Raw genomic sequence first — 19491 nt, 5'->3', positions numbered from 1 at the left:
CATATTATCTTACATCACAGTCTTTTAAAAACTGGAGAGGTATGATGAATTCTGGCGGAAGGAGAATTAAAAGAGCATTATTAATCAAAACATCGAGTATTTCATTTTTATCTGAAGATGATCTCAATAAATTAAAAAAAATTGAACTTATTGAAGGGTATCTTACTTCAACTCAACAAAAAATAGACTCTTACAATCAACAATCTAAGATTGATAAAAGTATATTGATGAACGGAAGAAACCTGACTAACATGGGGGTTTTTAGAATGTATGTAGAGTTATATCTAGAAAACCACCCGTTTATCAATAAGGAAATGACAATTATGAGTCGTCAATTACCACCTTCTGCACAAGGAACACCTTTAGAAATATATGCCTTTAGTAATAACAAAGTTTGGAAAAACTATGAACAGATAATGGCAGATATTTTTGATCATTTACTATCTGCAATACCCTATTTTAATCTAGAGGTATTCGAACTAAATTATACTCCAGAAAAATAACGTAACACCAATAATTTTATGATTTCAAGCTTTAGACTAATTAGCTATCTTGAGGGTATTTCATACCTACTCATTCTCTTTGTAACCATGCCTTTAAAATATATTTTCGAATCTCCGGAGCCTAATAAAATAATAGGGATGGCTCATGGGTTTCTTTTTCTAATTTATATTGTATTTGCATTTCTTGTGAAACCAGAAAAACAATGGAACACCAAAACACTTATGATTGTTTTAGTTTGTTCTATTATCCCTTTTGGAACTTTTTGGATGGATCGAAAATACCTAAAGAAGACTGAGTAATTGAAGAGTGAAACTTCAGTAATTACTATTACATACATAATCAATATTCATATCTAATAATTACTCTGGATACTCTATCCTAAGGTGGTAAATATTGGTTAGTTTACGTTTAAAGACTTTTTTGATCTGTTGGATTTCTTTAAAAGTAATATTGGCATTCAGAAACTGGTTATCTTCCATTTGTTTGCTTACTATTTTTTCTACAAAAGAATCGATTAAACTACTTGTAGGGTCTTTAAGGCTTTTTGAAGCAGCTTCTACACTATCACTCATCATCAAAATAGCAGTTTCTTTAGAAAATGGTTTCGGACCGGGATACCTAAAATCCTCAATATTCACATTTTCATTAGTTTCTTTTTCTTTGCTATAAAAATAGTAAACAGTACTAGTACCGTGGTGAGTTCTAATAAAATCGATAACACGATCAGGTAAGTTATTTTTTTTAGCAATCTCTATTCCTCGTATCACATGATTAATAATAATTTTTGCACTCTCTTTTGGAGATAACACATCATGTGCATTACCAGAAGCAGATTGATTTTCGGTAAAATATGTAGGGTTTGCCATCTTACCAATATCATGATATAATGCTCCTACTCTTACCAGCATAGCATTAGCTCCTATTTCATTAGCGGCAGCCTCTGCAATATTAGCCACATTAAGTGAATGGTGAAATGTTCCTGGTGCTTTATTAGATAATTCTTTAAGTAAAACCGAATTTGTATCACTAAGTTCTAATAATGAAACATCAGAAATTAATCCAAAAACCTTTTCATAAGCATAGATTAAAGGGTGTACTATAAGAGTTGCAAATCCACTTATTACAAACAACCCAACTGTTACCCAGTCTATATTACTTATACTTCCTTCATGAATAATATGAAATGCAATATATGCCAGAATATAAATTAATGTGATCTGGCCCACAGAAATAAACAAATTAGCCCGCTTAAAAGATTCTGAAATTGTTAATATTGTTACAATTCCTGCAATAATCTGCAAAAAAGTATACTCGTAACTATTAGGAACAACAAACCCCAGTATAAGTACTGTAATTACATGAGTAAACAATCCCAATCTCGAATCAAAAAATGCTTTAAGAACCAAAGGAAGAATACACAAAGGAACAACATAGATATAATCTGATCGGTATTTAACTACTAAGGTAGTTATCAATACCAGAAAAAGAACATTAAAGAAAATAAAAGTTACCTGAGTATTGTTTTCATATATATCTGTTCTATATTTTTTAATAAACAATAGGAGCATCATAAGTGCTAATGAAACCAATAAGCAATACCCTAAAACAATCCAATAGAAGTTTTTATCGCTCCATACCTGGGATTCATATTCTGCTTTTAACGAATTTAATATTTGCAATTTATTTCCTTCTACTACCTCTCCTTTGGCTATAATCCTACTCCCCCTGGATACTCCTCCTCTTGTAGTAAGAACTTTCTCTAGTTCAATTTCCAAAGTACTCTCTGTTAGCCTTTTGTTTAGCCTAACATTTGGTTTTATCAAATCATAAAACAAGGCAACGTAATCGCTTTTAAACTTTGTATATTCACTTTTATCGATACGGGAATTAATGGTTTTAGTTAAGACATCAGAAGTTAGAATTTGACCATATGTTATTGCTTCTGCAGTATTTCCTTTATTTAAAAAAATTTGTCTGTCACTGTCATAAGAGTATTTTTCTTGCAGCACTCCATGTCTATATATATCATTTAACAATATTCTACCAAAAAGCTTTGCTTCATCCCTACTACTGCTTTGATCAAGTGATTTTAAGTAATTAGAAAATGCGGTATCATAAGATTCTTTTGCAGAATTAGCTATTATAGTGTCGTATTCAAAATAAGGAATTACATTATCATTAATTCGTTTTTTCTCTTCCTCTATTTCTGCTTCGGTTTTTGCAATTGCAAAATCAAAAGGAGCGTATAAATTTTCATATTGCCAGGGTTTACCTTTTGTAAATTCATATTTAAATATCCCTCCTTTCGGAAATAAGTATACAATTAGTGCTGTCGTACATATAAAAAGAAAAATCCTATATATAGAGGATTGTTTTTTATATAATTTGTTCAAAAAACTTTTCATATTTTAGAAATTACCCAAAAATACTAAAAGAACTTATCTTGAGTAATTCTTTTTTCTTCAAAATTTATCTTCTTCAATTATATTTATATGAAATGGTTAAAACGAGTTCTTTGATGTGATTATAATTATAACCCGAAAAGATATAAGATATAAAACAAAAAACGATGATCTGGGATCATCGTTTTTTGTTTTATATGATTTTTACATTATACTTATAAAGAACAATTACTAGAATATACCGCTGTATCATCTTTAGACCAATTATAGTTTGCAGTAGGATCATCAACCTCTACACATGTAAGAGAGGGGTTATTGCGAAAACTAGCTGTTAAATTCGCATTGTTACCATTCTTCAAATTTAGAGAGGATAGGTTGGCTCCATTACAGGCTAGATTAGTTAATGCAACATTATTACTTAGATCTAATGTATTTATAGTACATGCCAGAAAATCCAGATGAGTTAGTGCTGTATTATTACTTAAATCCAGAGTTGTCATATTACTAAAAAGAAAAGCTAGTCTAGTTAATTCGGTATTATTGCTCAAATCTATAGAGGTTAAGTCAGTATATCCAATAAACAAAGTGGACAATTTTGTGTTTTTACTTATATCTAAAGTAGTTAACGGGCTATTTTCATCGCCATAACCTAACGTCTCTAATACTATGTTTTTACTTATATCCAAATCTATTAATGGATTTTGAGAAGTATTCAAAAAATTTAGTTTTACGTTTTTACCCACATCAACAGAGGTTAAATCATTATCACTACAATGTAGTTTAGTTAATTCAATGTTTTTGCTTACATCTAAGGTAATTATGTCGTTACTACTACAATCCAGTTCGGTCAATGCTATATTTTTACTTAAATCTAGAGTAGTCAAATTATTATTTGTGCTACAATCTAGTGTAATCAATGCTGTAAAATATTCAATTCCAGAAAGGTCAGTAATACTTTTTAGTTTTACATTTAGTGTTGTAATAATTTTAGCTTCATCTTCGGTTATTTGCCCATCATCATTAGTGTCAATTACAGGATCGGTATGCTTTAATAAAGCCTTTTTAAAATTGAGGTCAGCAAAATTAATATCCCCTACAATATCATTTAGTTTCACTGTTATAGTTACTTCTTTGCTTGTTTCTCCATTTGTTACCAATACTATAGCAGTAAGTTCTGTTCTTTTTTCATAATCAAATAAACTAATATCTTTTATCTCTATATGAAAGCCATTTTCTCTTTCTTCCCCTTTTTCACTAGGGAATATCATAAATGCTCCTTCGGGATTCTCTTTTTTAATACTATAGGTTAGTTTACCTGTATTGGTGGTTACTTTTACAAACCCTAAACCTTGTCTTTGCTCTGTATTTTCATCTATAGTGGTTTCGAAATCTTTTACAGTTATAGTTGCGGCTCCATCAATATTATTAAGATGTACAGTTATTTTTGCCTCTTTACTTTCTTCTCCACTCTTAATCAACACTATAGCTGTAAGTTGATCTCGGGTTTCATAATCAAACAGGGTAACATCTTTTACTGTTAGTTTTCCTGTTTTATTATCAATAGCAAAAGCGCCTGTGGGTTCTTCAGTTTTGATAATATATGCTAATTCCCCTTCATCGGTAGTTGCTTCTATAGTACCCAACTCTTGCCCTTGATCAGGGTTCTCATCTATAATGGTTTCAAAATCTTTTACCGTTATGGTAGGCTTATCAATATTGATCAAATCTACTGTTACCGTTACTTCTTTACCTTCTCCTCCTACCTTAATCAACACTATAGCTGTAAGTTTAGGATTAGTTTCATAATCAAACAGGGTAGCATCTTTTACTGTTAGTTTTCCTGTTTTACTATCAATAGCAAAAGCACCTGCAGGATCTTCTGATTTAATACTGTAATCTAATGTTCCTAGATTGGTACTCGCCTCTATAACACCCAATTCTTGATCAACAACCGGATTCTCTTTTATAACTGTTTCAAAATCTTTTATGGTAATTATAGTTGCTACAGTATCATCATCATTAGAACATGCTATAGTTAGAATACTCATAAACAAAGTAAAAGTATATTTTAAATTTCTCATTACTTTTTTTACGCAAAATTATGCTCTAAAAAATTTGTGAAACACCCTGAAAACAGTGAAATCATTTATAGACCAGGTAACAATAGAATCTTTTTGTAATTCGAAATCATCACTCAATGTAGCATAAAAAATAAGTCAGTACCCCATTATAACTCTTGTTAGTAACTTCACTATGCATATCCTTTAAAAATCACTAAATTCGCAAAAAACAATACACACATTTTTAAAACATAAATAATGAGTAAAGAAGTAGTAATCGTATCTGCAGTACGTACACCAATAGGAAGTTTTATGGGAAGTTTATCTACTGTTCCGGCTACCCAATTAGGAGCTACTGCAATCAAAGGTGCATTAGATAAAATAAACCTGGATCCTTCACTAGTTCAGGAGGTATATATGGGTAATGCAGTTCAGGCCGGAAATGGACAAGCTCCTGCCAGGCAAGCTGCGTTAGGAGCAGGTATCAACGATACTGTTCCTTGTACAACTGTAAATAAAGTATGTTCGAGTGGTATGAAAGCTGTTATGCATGCTGCACAAACCATTGCTTTGGGTGATGCAGATATTGTAGTTGCCGGAGGGATGGAAAATATGAGTTTAATACCTCATTATGTGCGATTAAGAGCAGGGCATAAATTTGGGCCTCAGACTATGGATGATGGTATGCAAAAAGATGGATTAGTAGATGCTTATGACCATAATGCAATGGGAGTTTGTGCAGATCTTTGTGCTACAGAACATAATTTTAGCAGAGAAGATCAGGATGCTTTTGCTATCCAATCATACGAGCGTTCTGCAAAAGCTTGGGCAGATGGTAAATTTAATAATGAAGTAGTTCCTGTAGCAGTACCACAACGTCGCGGGGAACCGGTTATGATTACAGAAGACGAAGAATATAAAAACGTAAAAATGGAAAAAATACCTGCTTTACGTCCTGCTTTTTCTAAAGAAGGAACAGTTACTGCTGCGAATGCTTCTACAATTAATGACGGTGCAGGAGCTGTTGTTGTTATGAGCGCCGAAAAAGCTCAGGAACTTGGATTAGAACCTCTTGTAAGAATAAAAAGTTATGCAGATGCTGCGCAAGAGCCGAAATGGTTTACTACTGCTCCTGCAAAAGCATTACCTAAAGCAATAGAAAAAGCAGGAATCTCTCTTGATGATGTAGATTTCTTTGAATTTAACGAAGCTTTCTCTGTTGTTGGACTAGCAAATCAAAAAATTCTGGGACTTAATGACACCAATACCAATGTAAATGGTGGTGCTGTTTCTCTAGGACATCCACTAGGATGCTCTGGTGTACGAATATTAATTACCTTAATCAACGTATTAGAACAAAACAACGCCAAGATCGGTGCTGCAGCTATCTGTAATGGTGGTGGTGGCGCATCGGCTATGGTAATCGAAAGAGTATAGTTGTACATTAGAAAATCGAAGTTAAGGGTCGAAAGCTGTTCCCTTAACTTCGATGTTCTGAATTTCAATCTAATCATATAATAATCTGACGTTTATTCGTCTTTTTCCTATAAAAAATTCATGCAATACGGTATTTGTAATTTAAGTATTGTCCCGTTACGTTTTGAACCTCAAGACCCTAGTGAGATGGTTTCCCAAGTATTATATGGTGAACATTTTAAAGTGCTAGAAAAACGTAAAAAATGGAGTAAAATTCGATTGGCTTTTGATCGTTATGAAGGCTGGATTGATAACAAACAATATGTAGAAATCACCGAAGAAGAATATACTAATTTCGATAAAAAACCGCTTTGCATGGTGGGAGATATGGTCGAATTTGTAAGCTGTGATGAGAACCAACTAATGCTTATTCCTCTTGGATCTTCTCTCAAAGCATTAGACTTTTTTAAGCATCACTATGAAGGGACCCGAATTACAGAAAAACAACCTAAAGATAATATCGTAAATACCGCTTTTCTATTTCTTAATGCACCGTACCTATGGGGAGGAAAAACAAATTTTGGTATTGATTGTAGTGGATTTTCTCAAATGGTATATAAACTTAATGGGTATAAATTATTACGAGACGCGTCTCAACAAGCAACACAAGGAGATCCGTTAAGTTTTATTGAAGAAAGTGAACCTGGAGATCTGGCATTTTTTGATAATGAAGAAGGTGCAATTACCCATGTAGGTATTATAATGAAAGATAATTACATCATCCATGCTCATGGTAAAGTACGTGTAGATCGTATAGATCACACTGGGATTTATAACCCCGAAAAACGTACACATACTCATAAATTAAGAGTGATCAAACGTATTATCTAATTTAAAAAAACCGAAATGATACATTCACTTTGGTCTTTTATGCTTGTTAATTAACCACTGCAATCGCAATCTCTATTTTCTAAGTTCCCAGAATTTGGCAGCTGTAAATGTAGTGATGATCTTGTGTATAGGTTTTTAAAAAATTAATGTCCAATTAGTTCAGTATCAATATGGAATTACCAGAAGTTCTAATCAAACCAGTGCAACTAAAAGATAACCGTAAGTTATTGGATATAGGGCGTCAGACATTTTACGATGCCTTTGGTCCTCCTCATAACACAGAAGAAAATATCAATGGGTACCTTAATGAAAAATTCACCTTGGATAACATTACACGAGAGCTTCATAACCCAAACTCTAAGTTTTACTTTGCGTGGATAAATAATCAAATAGCTGGATATATTAAAATAAATTTTGATAGTGCCCAAACAGAACCCGTAGAAGGTAACACTCTAGAAATAGAACGAATATATGTCGTAAAAGAGCATCAAGGGGAAAAAATTGGGCAATCGCTATTTCAAAAAATCTTACAAATAGCAAAAGAAAAATCTATAGAATTTATCTGGTTAGGTGTCTGGGAGAAAAATCCTGGAGCTATCAAGTTTTATAAAAGAAATGGTTTTAAAATCTTTGATACTCACAATTTTATGTTAGGAACAGATCTTCAAACAGACATGATGATGAAACTCATTTTATAAACTTTATGATTTTTATAACAATACACATTGCCAATTTTAATTATTTTTGAAACGATCATTTCATATTAAGTATGCCAAAAGTAGAAACATTTAACAGAAACACGGTGTTGCAAAAAGCTACCGAAGTATTTCATAAAAAGGGATACAATGGTACTTCTATGCAAGATTTGGTAGATGCTACTGATTTAAATCGATCGAGTATTTACAACTCTTTTGGAAGTAAATTAAATATGTTTCTCGAAGTTCTTTCACATTATCAGTCTACATATGGAAACAGTTTTAGCCAAAAGTTAGCACAATCTTATAATGCAAGCGAGGCTATTGAAGCTATTTTTGATTTATATATTCATGAAATTATTAATGATAATGATCGTAAAGGTTGTTTGGTTATTAATTGTAAATCAGAAATGACAAACCAGGAGCCTTTGATTAAATCCTTTATGGAAAAAAATCAAGACCGAATGATTGCGATGCTTGAAGATATTGTGACCAAAGGGCAAATGGAAAAGATATTTAATCAGCATCAGACGGCTGGTCAATATGCATTATACCTCTTTTCGTCTATACAAGGACTTAGAATGACGGGAATACTAAATAAAAATGAAAATGATTTAAGAAATCTCACTCGTACTGTACTCAAAGTACTATACTAATTTTTTTTAACCTATTTTGAAACGATTGTTTCAAATAAACTATTTATAAATACAAAAATAATACAATGAAAAAGTTACAAAACAAAGTTGCAGTTATTACCGGGGCCAATAGCGGAATTGGATTGGCAACAGCAAAGCTGTATTTACAGGAAGGAGCCAAAGTGGTACTTTCGGGAAGACGCCAAGAGGCACTGGATCAAGTTTCAGAAGCACTAGAAGGTGATTTCATTACCATAAAAGCCGATGTAACCAACGCAGAGGACAACAAAAGATTAATTGAGGAAGCAACCACTAAATATGGAAAAATTGATATTCTCTTCCTAAACGCAGGAATTGCACCAGTAGCACCTGCACATGAAATAACAGAAGAGCATTATGATACTTTATTTAATACCAATGTAAAAGGACCAATATTAGCTACCAAAGAAGCATTGCCTCATATCAATGACGGTGGAGCTATACTATTTACAAACTCTATTGTTTCTCAAAAAGGGTTTGATGGATTAGGTGTTTATTCTGCAACCAAAGGAGCATTACGAGCTTACCAACGTGTTTTAACCTCTGAGGTAAAGTCTAGAGGTATTCGTGTTAATTCTATTGCGCCAGGGCCTATAGAAACACCTATATATGGTAAAATGGGATTACCAGAAGATGTTGTTGAAGAAATGGGTAAAGGTTTTGCTCAACAAGTGCCATTAGGTCGTTTTGGGACTTCTGAAGAAGTTGCAAAATCCGCTTTATTTCTAGCCTCAGAAGATGCATCTTTTATTAATGGCGTGGATTTAGAAATTGATGGTGGGCTAAGTCAAATATAAAATACTTCTCCATAAAAAAGGCTGATTTTGATAGAAATCGGCCTTTTTAAATGCGTCTCAATTCTTTTATCGTTCTTTTTAATATCAAAATTCTATAAAACTCAAAATATTAGGTTTTGCATAACACATTGATTATTTGTATATTATACTCTTAAAATTAATTATACGCATAAAAAAACTTACTTTTTTTGCGTAATTTCCAGACAAATCCCATCTGGTATATACTTCTTAAAACCACTATACTATGGGAGAAAAAAATGATACTCACAAATGGTTCTGTCAAACAGAATTATATAGAGATTTCTTCAAAAAAATAATACCTGTTACTACAAATAGACACTATACTTATCATAAAGCAATAGTACTTCAGAATAATAAATCAACCTCAGATATATTCCTTTCGGGATATCGTTTATTCTTCAATTCTAAAAATTTCTTAACACATACACATCATTCTAATGATATACATCGTGTGTATCACTACAATGATGATTTCTACCGCATATTCGATAAAAATAATTCTATTTCTACTTCCCCAGTAGAAACCTTATAAGGGAATTATTGGATTGTCAGATGTATCGTTTAGCATATTCGAAATAATTGCCTCAAGTAAAATTTATTAACAAAAAATCAATTAAGATGAAAAAACTGCACAACAAAGTAGCCGTTATTACAGGAGCAAACAGCGGAATCGGATTAGCAACGGCTAAGCTGTATTTACAAGAAGGTGCCAAAGTGGTACTCTCAGGAAGACGCCAGGAAGCATTGGATGAAGTTTCAAAAACACTTGTAGGGGATTTTATAACCGTTACAGCAGATGTAGCCAAACCAGAAGATAATAAAAGATTGATTAAAGAAGCCATAAATAAATATGGTAAAATTGATATTCTATTCCTTAATGCTGGCGTTGTTTTACGCCCTACTCCAACCCATGAAATCACAGAAGCACATTATGAAGAGATTTTTAATATTAATGTAAAAGGACCAATATTAGCGGTTAAAGAAGCATTACCACATATTAATGATCAAGGAACAATCCTTTTTAATAACTCTGTAGTAACACATCGAGCCTTTGATGGTCTAGCGATATATTCTGCTACCAAGGGCGCCTTACGTGCCTACCAAAGGGTTTTAACATCAGAAGTAAAGTCCAGAAGTATTCGCGTTAATTCTATTTCCCCAGGACCTATTACAACTCCAATTTTTAGTAAAATGGGGCTACCAAAAGATGTTTCAGAAGAAATGGGAAAAGGTTTTGCCAGGCAAGTACCCTTGGGTCGTTTTGGGACTCCAGAAGAAATAGCTAAATCTGCTTTATTCCTAGCATCTGATGATGCATCCTATATCAATGGTATAGAATTAGAAGTTGATGGGGGAATGACTCAGGTTTAATTTTCTATATCTATCCTATCACAACATAAACTACATTAAATCAAAATCGAAAAGTTTGTTGTTTACTGGTCAATATATCTGTGAGGTTTTTAAATTTAAAATGATTTATTTATAAAACCTCACAGAATTTTCCAATGTTAGTAATATAATTTTTTAAAACATCAAACTCAGACGATCCTGATCAGATAATTGTTTCCATTGCTTACATAGCACATCAAAACTGAATTTGATTTTTTTAACATCGGATAACTTCATTTTTGGAGGTTGAATTGACATCGTATTTGTTTCCCAGGTAACCAAAGAAATAAATTCTTCTATTGTACTAGAACCCGAACCTAATGCTTGAAGGTTTCTAGCCAAAATCTCAGCAAGCCAGGATTCTTTTCCTAAGGTTTTAATAATTTCTTTATTAGAAAGGTCTTCTATAGTCATCCCTGATTTTATCATTCCATAAAATCCTTGTTTTAAACCAAAATAAGATTCTACAACAAAATGTGCCATATCATGGTTAGGAAGGTCAGGGCCTAAACCAGTACTGGTTATACTACCATCTTCTCTAATACAAGACAATACATTTCTTCTATTATCTTTTATGATTCGTATTTCCATTATTCTTTACTCAATTAAAGAAACACCATTAAGGTCTGTCGTAAGCACATCGCTCATATAATCAAAAAATGGTCTTAGTAATTCATAATGGTATACTACTTTATCCAGAAAATCAGGCGCAAAAACCTCTGTATCTGTAAAGTTATGTGCTACAAAAAATGATTTATTTTTGATTAAATCAATATTAGGATGATCTTTACTAAATCCTTTTGGAGCTGTCTTTACCTGGTTTGAAGAGTCAAAACCATTAAATGCTTTCTTGAAATCTGCATTTGATAATATTTCACGAATCTCTTGATCATCCATTTCGAATTCTTTCCTAACCCTTAATAAATCTGCTGGTTCTGGGCTAAAAAAACCTCCTGCCATAAGTGAATTACCCGGTTCTAATCGCAAATAATATCCTCCTCTCCTATGTACTCCTGCCCTGCTAAAACTTGCGCTGCGATGTACATTATACGGTGTTTTATTTTTACTAAAACGAACATCTCGATTAATTCTAAATACTTTAGTTTTTTCGATCTCATCTTTCTCATTTAATCGTTCTGCGACAGATGCATAAAACGCTTTGAGTATTTTTTCATTACTCTGATACTGTTTCTTATTTTCTGTCATCCAATCTCGATGATTGTTTTCTTTTAGATCTTTTAAAAATTCAAATATTGTTTTTGGTATGGTACTCATATAATATACTTTGATCTTAAAAATACTAAAATCTGTTTTCTCTATAGAAGTTTAACTAAATTTTATGGAATACGGTAGATCAAACTTTACTTTATTTCAACAAAAAAGAGAAGCACATTACTTCCCTTTTTTGCATTTTCTAAAAACCGAGTTATTAGAATTGATCTAATAAATAATTTATCAAATCTGTTGTGGTTACTATACCTACCAGTTTATCATTATCTACTACAGGTAATGCATGAAATTCTTTTTTCGACAATATTTCTGCAACTTCCTTGATTGTAGTACTAGAGCTTACACTTACCAGGTTTTTTGCCATTACCTGTTCTATAGTAAACATTTCGTAAACTACTGTGTCAACATCTTGCTCTTCTATTTCTACAGCATCGGCAAAACTTATACGTAGTAAATCGGTATAACTTAACATACCAATAATAGCATCGCCACTAACTACAGGAATATGACGGATATTATTTTCTTTAAATAGCTTTTCCGCTGTTTCTAAACCATTAGTGTGATTTAAGGTAATTACATCGGAAGTCATAATTTTGGAAACAGGTGTTCTTTTTTTCATTCTATTAGGTTTAAATTCTATACTAAAGATAGGATCAAACTCATAAAAAAATTATGATAAATATCAGTTCATGTATTCAAAATTTGTGTCAATTTTTCAATACATTATTCATATCTATTGCGGATCGATTTGCATTTACAAAACAACGACATCATTAAATCATCAAAACAATGATAACCAATGCTATAGCATACCCTATTATAATAGATTTCCAAAAAGTATGTGCTTTTTTTAAGTCCATAAAATAAAACGATACGCCAATAAATTTTAATGCAGATAACAGTAAAATGATAAAAGAAATATTTTTATTTATTGCACCAGATATTATTCCCGAAATAACGGTTAGCAATATTAAAAACACGTAGGTAATAGTTATACTTTTTTTCATAGGATATCTTTTAAAATTAGTGTGCATCACTTAAAACAGACATGTCTTTTTTTTATCAAAAAAATAGATAAATGATAGGAAAGATAAATAACCATATCAAATCACACATATGCCAAAATGAAGCACTTGCTTCAACATCTTCTATATTTGTTTTCTTATTTCTTAGTCCAAAGTAAACAGAGCCTAATATCACCAAGCCAACAATAACATGTATGACATGAAATAAAGTGAGTAACCAATAAAATGTAAAAAACAAATTGTGATTAATATCAAGGCCCAGATTTATTTTTTCGTTGTATTCAAAGGTTTTTATTATTAAAAATAACATCCCAAACAGCATTGTTGCTAACAACAGTATTTTAGATTTTTGTGGGATATTAATTTTTAGATAATGAACCGAAATTGCCATACAAAAACCGCTGGTAAGCAAAAGAATAGTATTAATAATTCCATAAACTGGATTTAACAGCATCCTTGATTGATGAAAAAGATCAGGCTCTTGTTTGCCACAGTATACCATTGCTATTATAGCCATTCCAAAAGTTATTAATTCTAAAGAAATTATAATCCACATAAGAATTCCTCCTGGCGGGTAGTATATATTGCTATAGTTAATAGGTGTTTGTTTCATTTATCTTCTTTAATCCTTTTCTATGTGTTTTTTTAATCCCAATCCAACAGTCGTTTTTCTCCATTTAGTTTTTGAATTTCGGTTACATCCTGAGACATTTCGATAACTCCTTTATAATTTTTGTGCTTATCTCTAATGGCAAAGTATCGGATATGAATTACCTGACCTCTATAATTAAACCAGAATTCTGCCACATCTTTTGTACCTGCTCTAAATTCATCTACTATACGTAGTACCATATCTACACTTTTGGGAGGGTGACAAAAACGAACTTCTCTTCCTATAATTCCTTTGCTTCTGGGAAAAACACGATCTTCTCCCCTATTATAAAAAATGACTTTGTCGTTTTCATCTACATAAGTAATATCAACCGGTAAATAGCGAAGCAATAGGTTTACCTGATTTGGGGTCATGTAGCCCTCATCATAATGAAAGGTATCTTCTAAAGAAAATGGTAAATCACGTTCGGTAAAATCTTCGCTTGGGTGAATATATGCTGTTTCTATTGCGGGATATGGTTTAGGTTTCTGAGATAACATCCATCCCATTTCTTCATCTCCTTCATAAAATTCTTTCCAGTCTTCTTCACTAAGTATTTGCATAGCTATAGGAAACAATCTCATATCTTCAATAGTGAGAAGCCGCTTTATTCCTTCTATCAAATACGGAAGGTTTTCTATGATTTTAGTAGTATTTCTCTCTGCATTATGTGTATTTAACAGCCTAATCTGGTCTCTTAAATTGTCATGAAAAGACCACATTCCCCGGCTGGGGCCATTCCAACCATGTTTCTCTAAATATGGAAATAGCTGGTTCTCTTTTCGAGCAAATCGTTTTTCTATGGTTGTTAACTGATTAAATATATTGAAATACTGTTGAAAGTCTGCTATAGCGTCTGCTTCATATAATTCAGATAATAATTCCTGGATGAGTTCACTTTCCTGATAATACACTTTTACCGGGTGTCCCTCTGGTAATTTTTCTACTTCTGGCAAAAAAGAGTTCATTTAATTTTGGTGTTTAATCTTCTCGTAGAGTTTTACTAATGATTGTAATAGCTCTACTGGTGTTGTTAAAATTTGATAATGGTTTTGTCCAAACATTTGCGGTAAATAATATTTTGCCTGTGCTTCAATTGCCAGGGCATACGAATTTATTTGACGTTCATTGAGTTCTCGTAAGGCTTGTTTTATATCATTGATACCATATTTTCCTTCATATCTGTCATAATCGTTTGGTTTTCCATCAGAAATAAGAATAATCCATTTATTCTTAGTATTTCGTTTATCCAACAATGCCCCCGAATGTCGAAGTGCGGGTCCAATACGAGTATATCCTCCAGGTTCTACGGCTCCTATTTTAAATTTTGCTTTACTCCAGTGATCATCAAAACCTTTAATCGTTATGTAACTAGAATGATTTCTGGTTTTAGAATAGAAACAATTGATCGAGAAATCGATATTAAATTCATCTAATATTTCACCAAAAAGAATGGAAACTTGTTTTTCTACATCGATAACTCGATTACCGGCAGCATAACCATCGCTAGATAAGCTAATGTCTAACAACAGTAAAATAGATAGATCTTTTTCTTTTTTTTGTTTTGATAAATATATTTTCTCTGATGGAGTTATACCAGAATGTACATCGACAAACAAATCGGTTATGGCATCTAAATCAAACTCCTCTCCTTGTGTCTGTCTGCGTTGTTGTTGATATTTATTATTAACTGTTGTCAACATTTTTCTTAGTCCAAGCAGTGTAGACCCATTTTTCGATATTGTTTTTTTATAATATCCAACATCTGTTTTTAGGATGGTTTTGGGATATACTTTACAAAAATTGTCTTTATACGTACGCTTTGCATAATTCCATTCATCATAAGGGATAAAATACCCTTTTTCATTTCTTTCGGCACTTTCTGCTATAGTTGTATTTTCAATGAAATCTGCCTGATAAACAGAATGTGCTGTGTCATCAACTCGCACAGTGTACTTCATATTTAAATCTTCTAAAGCATTAGCATGATCATCTAGCTCATCATCTCCATCCATGTCTTTGAAATTCCCTCCAAATTCATCTGCCGTTTCCACCTTTTCAAACTGATGTTGCAAAACAGCATCTTCTACTTGTTTTTCATCTACTTGAATCGAAATTATTTCTTCTACAGCATTAGCTTTCAAAGTTGTTTTTGGCTGCTCTGGGTTGGCAGTTTTTATTTTTTCAGTAAAATTATTCAAAGTTTCATTAAGCATTTCTTCAGGAATATTGCGCATCCACTTTCCATAAATAAATGAATAATCTATTTGTGTGTCTTTTTTAGTTTTTCCAGCATAATACGCTATGAATTTTTGGAAATAATTCTCGGTGATCGGGAATTCTTCAAATAAATGTTTTAACACTTTTGATGAAGTATCTGAGGCTAGTATTCGGGATTCTTCTACTGAATGTTCTAAAGTATCATTCCAGTTCAAATCCAAGTTTTTTTGAGTAGCCAGGTATAATACTCTAAATAGATAAAAAGAAATATTTTCTTCGATCGTTAAAAATTCAGCATATTTTGAAGGCAGAAAGAAGTTATTATTTTTATAACCACCTTCTCTTTCTGCTTCATAAATTTCTATAGACTTACCTGTAATAGCTCTTGCAAAAATGGTCAAACGAGGTTTTATATCGTTTAACTTTACTGCGTAAGTCAAATTTGCTTCTTTTTTCTTTCTGCGACGCTTGAAATAATGGGCAAATTTGGTAAAGATGTATTCATCTGGTTCAAACTCAAACATGATTTTAGTATTGATATGTTACATTTTGGTTTAGAGTAACTAAACACTCATTACCAAACATTCTGCATTTTAAATTATATCATCAAATCACACAGATCTTTTAAAGCACTTATCACCTCTAGATCATCTGTGAGAGGTTCTACAATAGCTACATGTACTGCAAGACGTTTTGGTAACCCAGAATGGATTAATTTTGCTGCATCAACCAGCAATCGTGTCGAAACAGTTTCGGTTAGACCTAACTCGGTTAAGTTTCTTACTTTGTTTGCAATGTTTACCAATTTCTTGGCTTCTGCCGGAAGAACATCTGTTTCATTTATCAAAATATCGGTTTCAATTTTGGCCTCTGGGTAATCAAAAGATACAGCTACAAAACGTTGCCTGGTTGAAGGTTTTAATTCTTTAAACCCTCTTTGATACCCGGGATTAAAAGAAGCGACTAACATAAAATCGGGATGTGCTTTTATGGTTTCTCCTAACTTATCAACGAACAACTCTCTTCTATGATCTGTAAGTGAATGAATGGCAACAATTACATCTGGTCTTGCTTCTGCAATTTCGTCCAAATAAAGAATTGCTCCTTTTTTAACTGCTGTGGTTAGTGGGCCATCCAGCCAGATGGTCTCGGCTCCTTTGATAATATACCTTCCGATTAAATCGGTAGAAGAGGTTTCTTCATGGCAACTAACTGTAATTAGGGGCTTACCCAATTGATATGTCATATATTCGATAAATCTTGATTTACCGGTACCTGTAGGCCCTTTTAATAAAAATGGGATTTTGCTTTTATAAGAATGTTCAAAAACTTCTATCTCTTTGGCAATGGGTCTATAAAAAGGAGGACTAAGTGGTACTTCAGTAGTCATTTTGGATAGTGCTGTTTTGTTTCCGTTGGGAGCAATATGGTCCATAATGTTATTGTTTTTAAATTGAAAAAGGCCTAAAAAGTTATGAGTAGTAATAAATGAAGTCTTGTAAATCACTTTATCACTGTAACATCAATCGTACATCTACAATATATGGGGGAAAGGTAGATACATAAACGCAACATGTCTTTTTAGACCTTATCTTGAAAAAAGAAAACTATATTTTATATCAATTAGACTTCTCGAACTTCCATAGCCTCATCATTAGGGCGACCATGTTTTATAAAATCAATTATATATAATATGATTCCGATAGTGAATAATGATGCACAGAGAATCAATACAACGAAGTGAATGCTAATTTCTTTTTGTACAGCCATAAATTCCATTTTAAACTTACGTTCTAAATATACCTGAGCAACACCAGCGACACCAAAAGCAACGGTCATACCTATCATACCAATATTTGATGTCCAGAATGAAGTTCTTCCTCTTACACTATTGTACAATTTTCTCCCTGTTAGATTTGGTAAAGAATAACTAATAATTGCAAGTACAATCATTGCATATGCTCCCCAAAAAGCAAGGTGACCATGCATGGCAGTAACCAGAGTACCATGCGTATATAAATTGGTCTGAGGTAATGTGTGAGCGAAACCTAATAGCCCTGCTCCTACAAAGGATACAATTGCCGACCCTATAGTCCAGAATAGCGCTATGGTATTAGGATGTTTTTTCTCTCCTTTTCGATACATATTTACTGCAAAAAGGGCCATTGCTAAAAAAGCCAGAGGCTCTAGAGCAGAAAATATACCTCCAACAATTAACCATATCTTATTAACTCCTATATAATAATAGTGATGACCAGTACCTAATACTCCTGATAAAAAAGTTAACCCCACAATAACGTACAACCATTTCTCTATAACCTCTCTATCAACTCCGGTAAGCTTAATTAACAAGAAAGAAAGTATACCTCCCATAATAAGCTCCCATACTCCTTCTACCCATAAATGTACAACCCACCAACGAAAAAATGAATCAGTCACCTGGCTATCGAATGGTAACATCCCAGGCAGATACAATAGAGCAGCAAACAATAGTCCCATAGATAGCACTAATGATGTAGTAGTTCTGCGTTTTCCTTTAAAGAGAGTCATGAGTATCAATCCTAAAAAGAGTAGTACATTAATAACAACCAAAAAATCTAATTGTCTTGGTATTTCTAAAAACTTACGTCCCTCCCACCAATTAAAATGGTATCCAACGATAGCGGTAACACCAACCAACGCAAGTGAAATTAATTGTACATAAGCCAATTTTACATTTACAAGTTCACGTTGAGCTTCTTCGGGAATAATATAATATGCAGCCCCCATAAAGCCAGATAACAACCAGACTACTAATAAATTTGTATGTACGGCTCTAGCTGTATTAAAGGGAATAAAATCATGTAACCCATCCATACCAATACGGGCAAAGCCCATAATAAATCCATAGGTAATTTGTAAGACCAATAGTAACATGGATAAGGCAAAGAACCAGTATGCTACTTTTTGAGATTTGTATTTCATCTATTTATATTTTTAAGTTATTTAGTTTTCATCTTTTGCTAATGGCGACACAACTCTATCAAAACCATTTAGATCGATATCATCAATCCAATCAAAAAAGGCGATCAGATCTTTTGCTTCTTCTTCAGAGAAACCATAAGCTACCATCTTTCTGCCATTTGGTGCCCAGGGAACAGGAGTCATTAGCACTGCTTTTACATACCCTTCTCCTCTTCTATCGAGAACCTTGGTTAGTTCTGGAGCATAATATCCTCCCTCTCCCAGAAGAGTATGACATCCCATACAATTGTTGGTTTCCCATAAGTGTTTTCCACGCACCACTTGTTCTGTTATATTGGTATAGTTAGATTGATCTTGTTCTTCACTAAAAGAATAGATCGTTAACCCAATAAATGCCAAAAAAGTGACCAATGTTCCTCCCAGAAAGAAATTTCGCGCTTGTTTTTTAGATAACATAGTGATAATTAGTTTAATTTATTATAAAAAGATCTTTTTATCTTTTATTGATGTAAAAATAGATAAACACTATGCTCCCAAATATGATTTAAATC

Annotated in this window: 20 protein-coding genes and 1 pseudogene; 9 read left to right on the top strand and 12 right to left on the bottom strand. The window is 32.7% G+C overall.

Translation table 11 applies throughout. The features are described 5' to 3' along the window. Positions 1 to 503: pseudogene (locus NNH57_RS22730) on the top strand (mechanosensitive ion channel domain-containing protein); the annotation flags it as partial. Positions 504 to 521: 18 nt separating this feature from the next. After that, positions 522 to 803 carry a DUF3817 domain-containing protein gene (locus NNH57_RS22725; RefSeq protein WP_074406458.1) on the top strand — a complete coding sequence of 94 codons (282 nt, stop codon included), beginning with the start codon at positions 522 to 524 and terminating at the stop codon, positions 801 to 803. 60 nt (positions 804 to 863) lie between these two features. On the opposite strand, the gene NNH57_RS22720 is transcribed toward NNH57_RS22725, so the two are convergent. Continuing rightward, entirely contained in the window at positions 864 to 2909 is a 2046-nt protein-coding gene (locus NNH57_RS22720; protein ID WP_074406459.1) for an HD family phosphohydrolase, read from the bottom strand. A 212-nt stretch (positions 2910 to 3121) separates the two neighbouring features. Then, entirely contained in the window at positions 3122 to 4987 is a 1866-nt protein-coding gene (locus NNH57_RS22715) for a hypothetical protein (RefSeq protein ID WP_108808864.1), read from the bottom strand. 237 nt (positions 4988 to 5224) lie between these two features. On the opposite strand from NNH57_RS22715, the gene NNH57_RS22710 reads away from it, so the two are divergent. The 7 genes from NNH57_RS22710 to NNH57_RS22680 all read left to right on the top strand — a co-directional run bounded on the left by NNH57_RS22710 (position 5225) and on the right by NNH57_RS22680 (position 10831). Beyond that, positions 5225 to 6403: an acetyl-CoA C-acyltransferase gene (locus NNH57_RS22710; RefSeq protein WP_074406461.1), complete on the top strand. Its 1179-nt coding sequence runs from the start codon at positions 5225 to 5227 to the stop codon at positions 6401 to 6403. Positions 6404 to 6523: 120 nt separating this feature from the next. Further along, positions 6524 to 7273: a C40 family peptidase gene (locus tag NNH57_RS22705; RefSeq protein ID WP_074406462.1), complete on the top strand. Its 750-nt coding sequence runs from the start codon at positions 6524 to 6526 to the stop codon at positions 7271 to 7273. Positions 7274 to 7443: 170 nt separating this feature from the next. Continuing rightward, positions 7444 to 7971 (top strand): GNAT family N-acetyltransferase, encoded by a 528-nt coding sequence (locus NNH57_RS22700; protein WP_074406463.1) that lies wholly within the window; start codon positions 7444 to 7446, stop codon positions 7969 to 7971. 71 nt (positions 7972 to 8042) lie between these two features. Further along, positions 8043 to 8624 (top strand): TetR/AcrR family transcriptional regulator, encoded by a 582-nt coding sequence (locus tag NNH57_RS22695; RefSeq protein WP_074406464.1) that lies wholly within the window; start codon positions 8043 to 8045, stop codon positions 8622 to 8624. Between the two features lie 65 nt (positions 8625 to 8689). Further along, a complete protein-coding gene (locus NNH57_RS22690; RefSeq protein ID WP_074406465.1) occupies positions 8690 to 9439 on the top strand; it encodes an SDR family NAD(P)-dependent oxidoreductase in 750 nt (249 codons plus the stop codon). A 244-nt stretch (positions 9440 to 9683) separates the two neighbouring features. After that, entirely contained in the window at positions 9684 to 9992 is a 309-nt protein-coding gene (locus NNH57_RS22685; protein ID WP_074406466.1) for a hypothetical protein, read from the top strand. 86 nt (positions 9993 to 10078) lie between these two features. Continuing rightward, entirely contained in the window at positions 10079 to 10831 is a 753-nt protein-coding gene (locus NNH57_RS22680) for an SDR family NAD(P)-dependent oxidoreductase (RefSeq protein ID WP_074406467.1), read from the top strand. 153 nt (positions 10832 to 10984) lie between these two features. On the opposite strand, the gene NNH57_RS22675 is transcribed toward NNH57_RS22680, so the two are convergent. From NNH57_RS22675 to NNH57_RS22630, 10 genes are all read right to left on the bottom strand, one after another. After that, the gene (locus tag NNH57_RS22675) at positions 10985 to 11440 is read right to left on the bottom strand and encodes a hypothetical protein (protein WP_074406468.1); all 456 of its coding nucleotides are present in this window, start codon (positions 11438 to 11440) and stop codon (positions 10985 to 10987) included. Positions 11441 to 11446: 6 nt separating this feature from the next. Continuing rightward, positions 11447 to 12124: a DUF2461 domain-containing protein gene (locus tag NNH57_RS22670; protein WP_074406469.1), complete on the bottom strand. Its 678-nt coding sequence runs from the start codon at positions 12122 to 12124 to the stop codon at positions 11447 to 11449. Between the two features lie 154 nt (positions 12125 to 12278). After that, the gene (locus tag NNH57_RS22665) at positions 12279 to 12698 is read right to left on the bottom strand and encodes a CBS domain-containing protein (protein WP_074406470.1); all 420 of its coding nucleotides are present in this window, start codon (positions 12696 to 12698) and stop codon (positions 12279 to 12281) included. Positions 12699 to 12852: 154 nt separating this feature from the next. Next, positions 12853 to 13086 carry a cytochrome C oxidase subunit IV family protein gene (locus NNH57_RS22660; RefSeq protein ID WP_108808911.1) on the bottom strand — a complete coding sequence of 78 codons (234 nt, stop codon included), beginning with the start codon at positions 13084 to 13086 and terminating at the stop codon, positions 12853 to 12855. A gap of 55 nt (positions 13087 to 13141) precedes the next feature. After that, entirely contained in the window at positions 13142 to 13717 is a 576-nt protein-coding gene (locus NNH57_RS22655; RefSeq protein WP_074406471.1) for a cytochrome c oxidase subunit 3, read from the bottom strand. A gap of 32 nt (positions 13718 to 13749) precedes the next feature. Further along, positions 13750 to 14724 (bottom strand): DUF438 domain-containing protein, encoded by a 975-nt coding sequence (locus tag NNH57_RS22650; protein WP_074406472.1) that lies wholly within the window; start codon positions 14722 to 14724, stop codon positions 13750 to 13752. Beyond that, on the bottom strand, positions 14725 to 16500 hold the full coding sequence (locus NNH57_RS22645; protein ID WP_108808863.1) for a nitric oxide reductase activation protein NorD: 1776 nt from the start codon (positions 16498 to 16500) through the stop codon (positions 14725 to 14727). It abuts the gene before it with no gap. Between the two features lie 74 nt (positions 16501 to 16574). Continuing rightward, on the bottom strand, positions 16575 to 17411 hold the full coding sequence (locus NNH57_RS22640; protein ID WP_279434194.1) for a CbbQ/NirQ/NorQ/GpvN family protein: 837 nt from the start codon (positions 17409 to 17411) through the stop codon (positions 16575 to 16577). Positions 17412 to 17599: 188 nt separating this feature from the next. Beyond that, positions 17600 to 18940: a cbb3-type cytochrome c oxidase subunit I gene (locus tag NNH57_RS22635; protein WP_074406474.1), complete on the bottom strand. Its 1341-nt coding sequence runs from the start codon at positions 18938 to 18940 to the stop codon at positions 17600 to 17602. Positions 18941 to 18961: 21 nt separating this feature from the next. Beyond that, on the bottom strand, positions 18962 to 19396 hold the full coding sequence (locus NNH57_RS22630; RefSeq protein ID WP_074406475.1) for a c-type cytochrome: 435 nt from the start codon (positions 19394 to 19396) through the stop codon (positions 18962 to 18964). Positions 19397 to 19491 lie beyond the last annotated feature (95 nt).

The organism is Aquimarina spinulae, assembly GCF_943373825.1.
Classification (GTDB): domain Bacteria; phylum Bacteroidota; class Bacteroidia; order Flavobacteriales; family Flavobacteriaceae; genus Aquimarina; species Aquimarina spinulae.
This window is presented reverse-complemented; position numbering and strand designations above follow the sequence as displayed.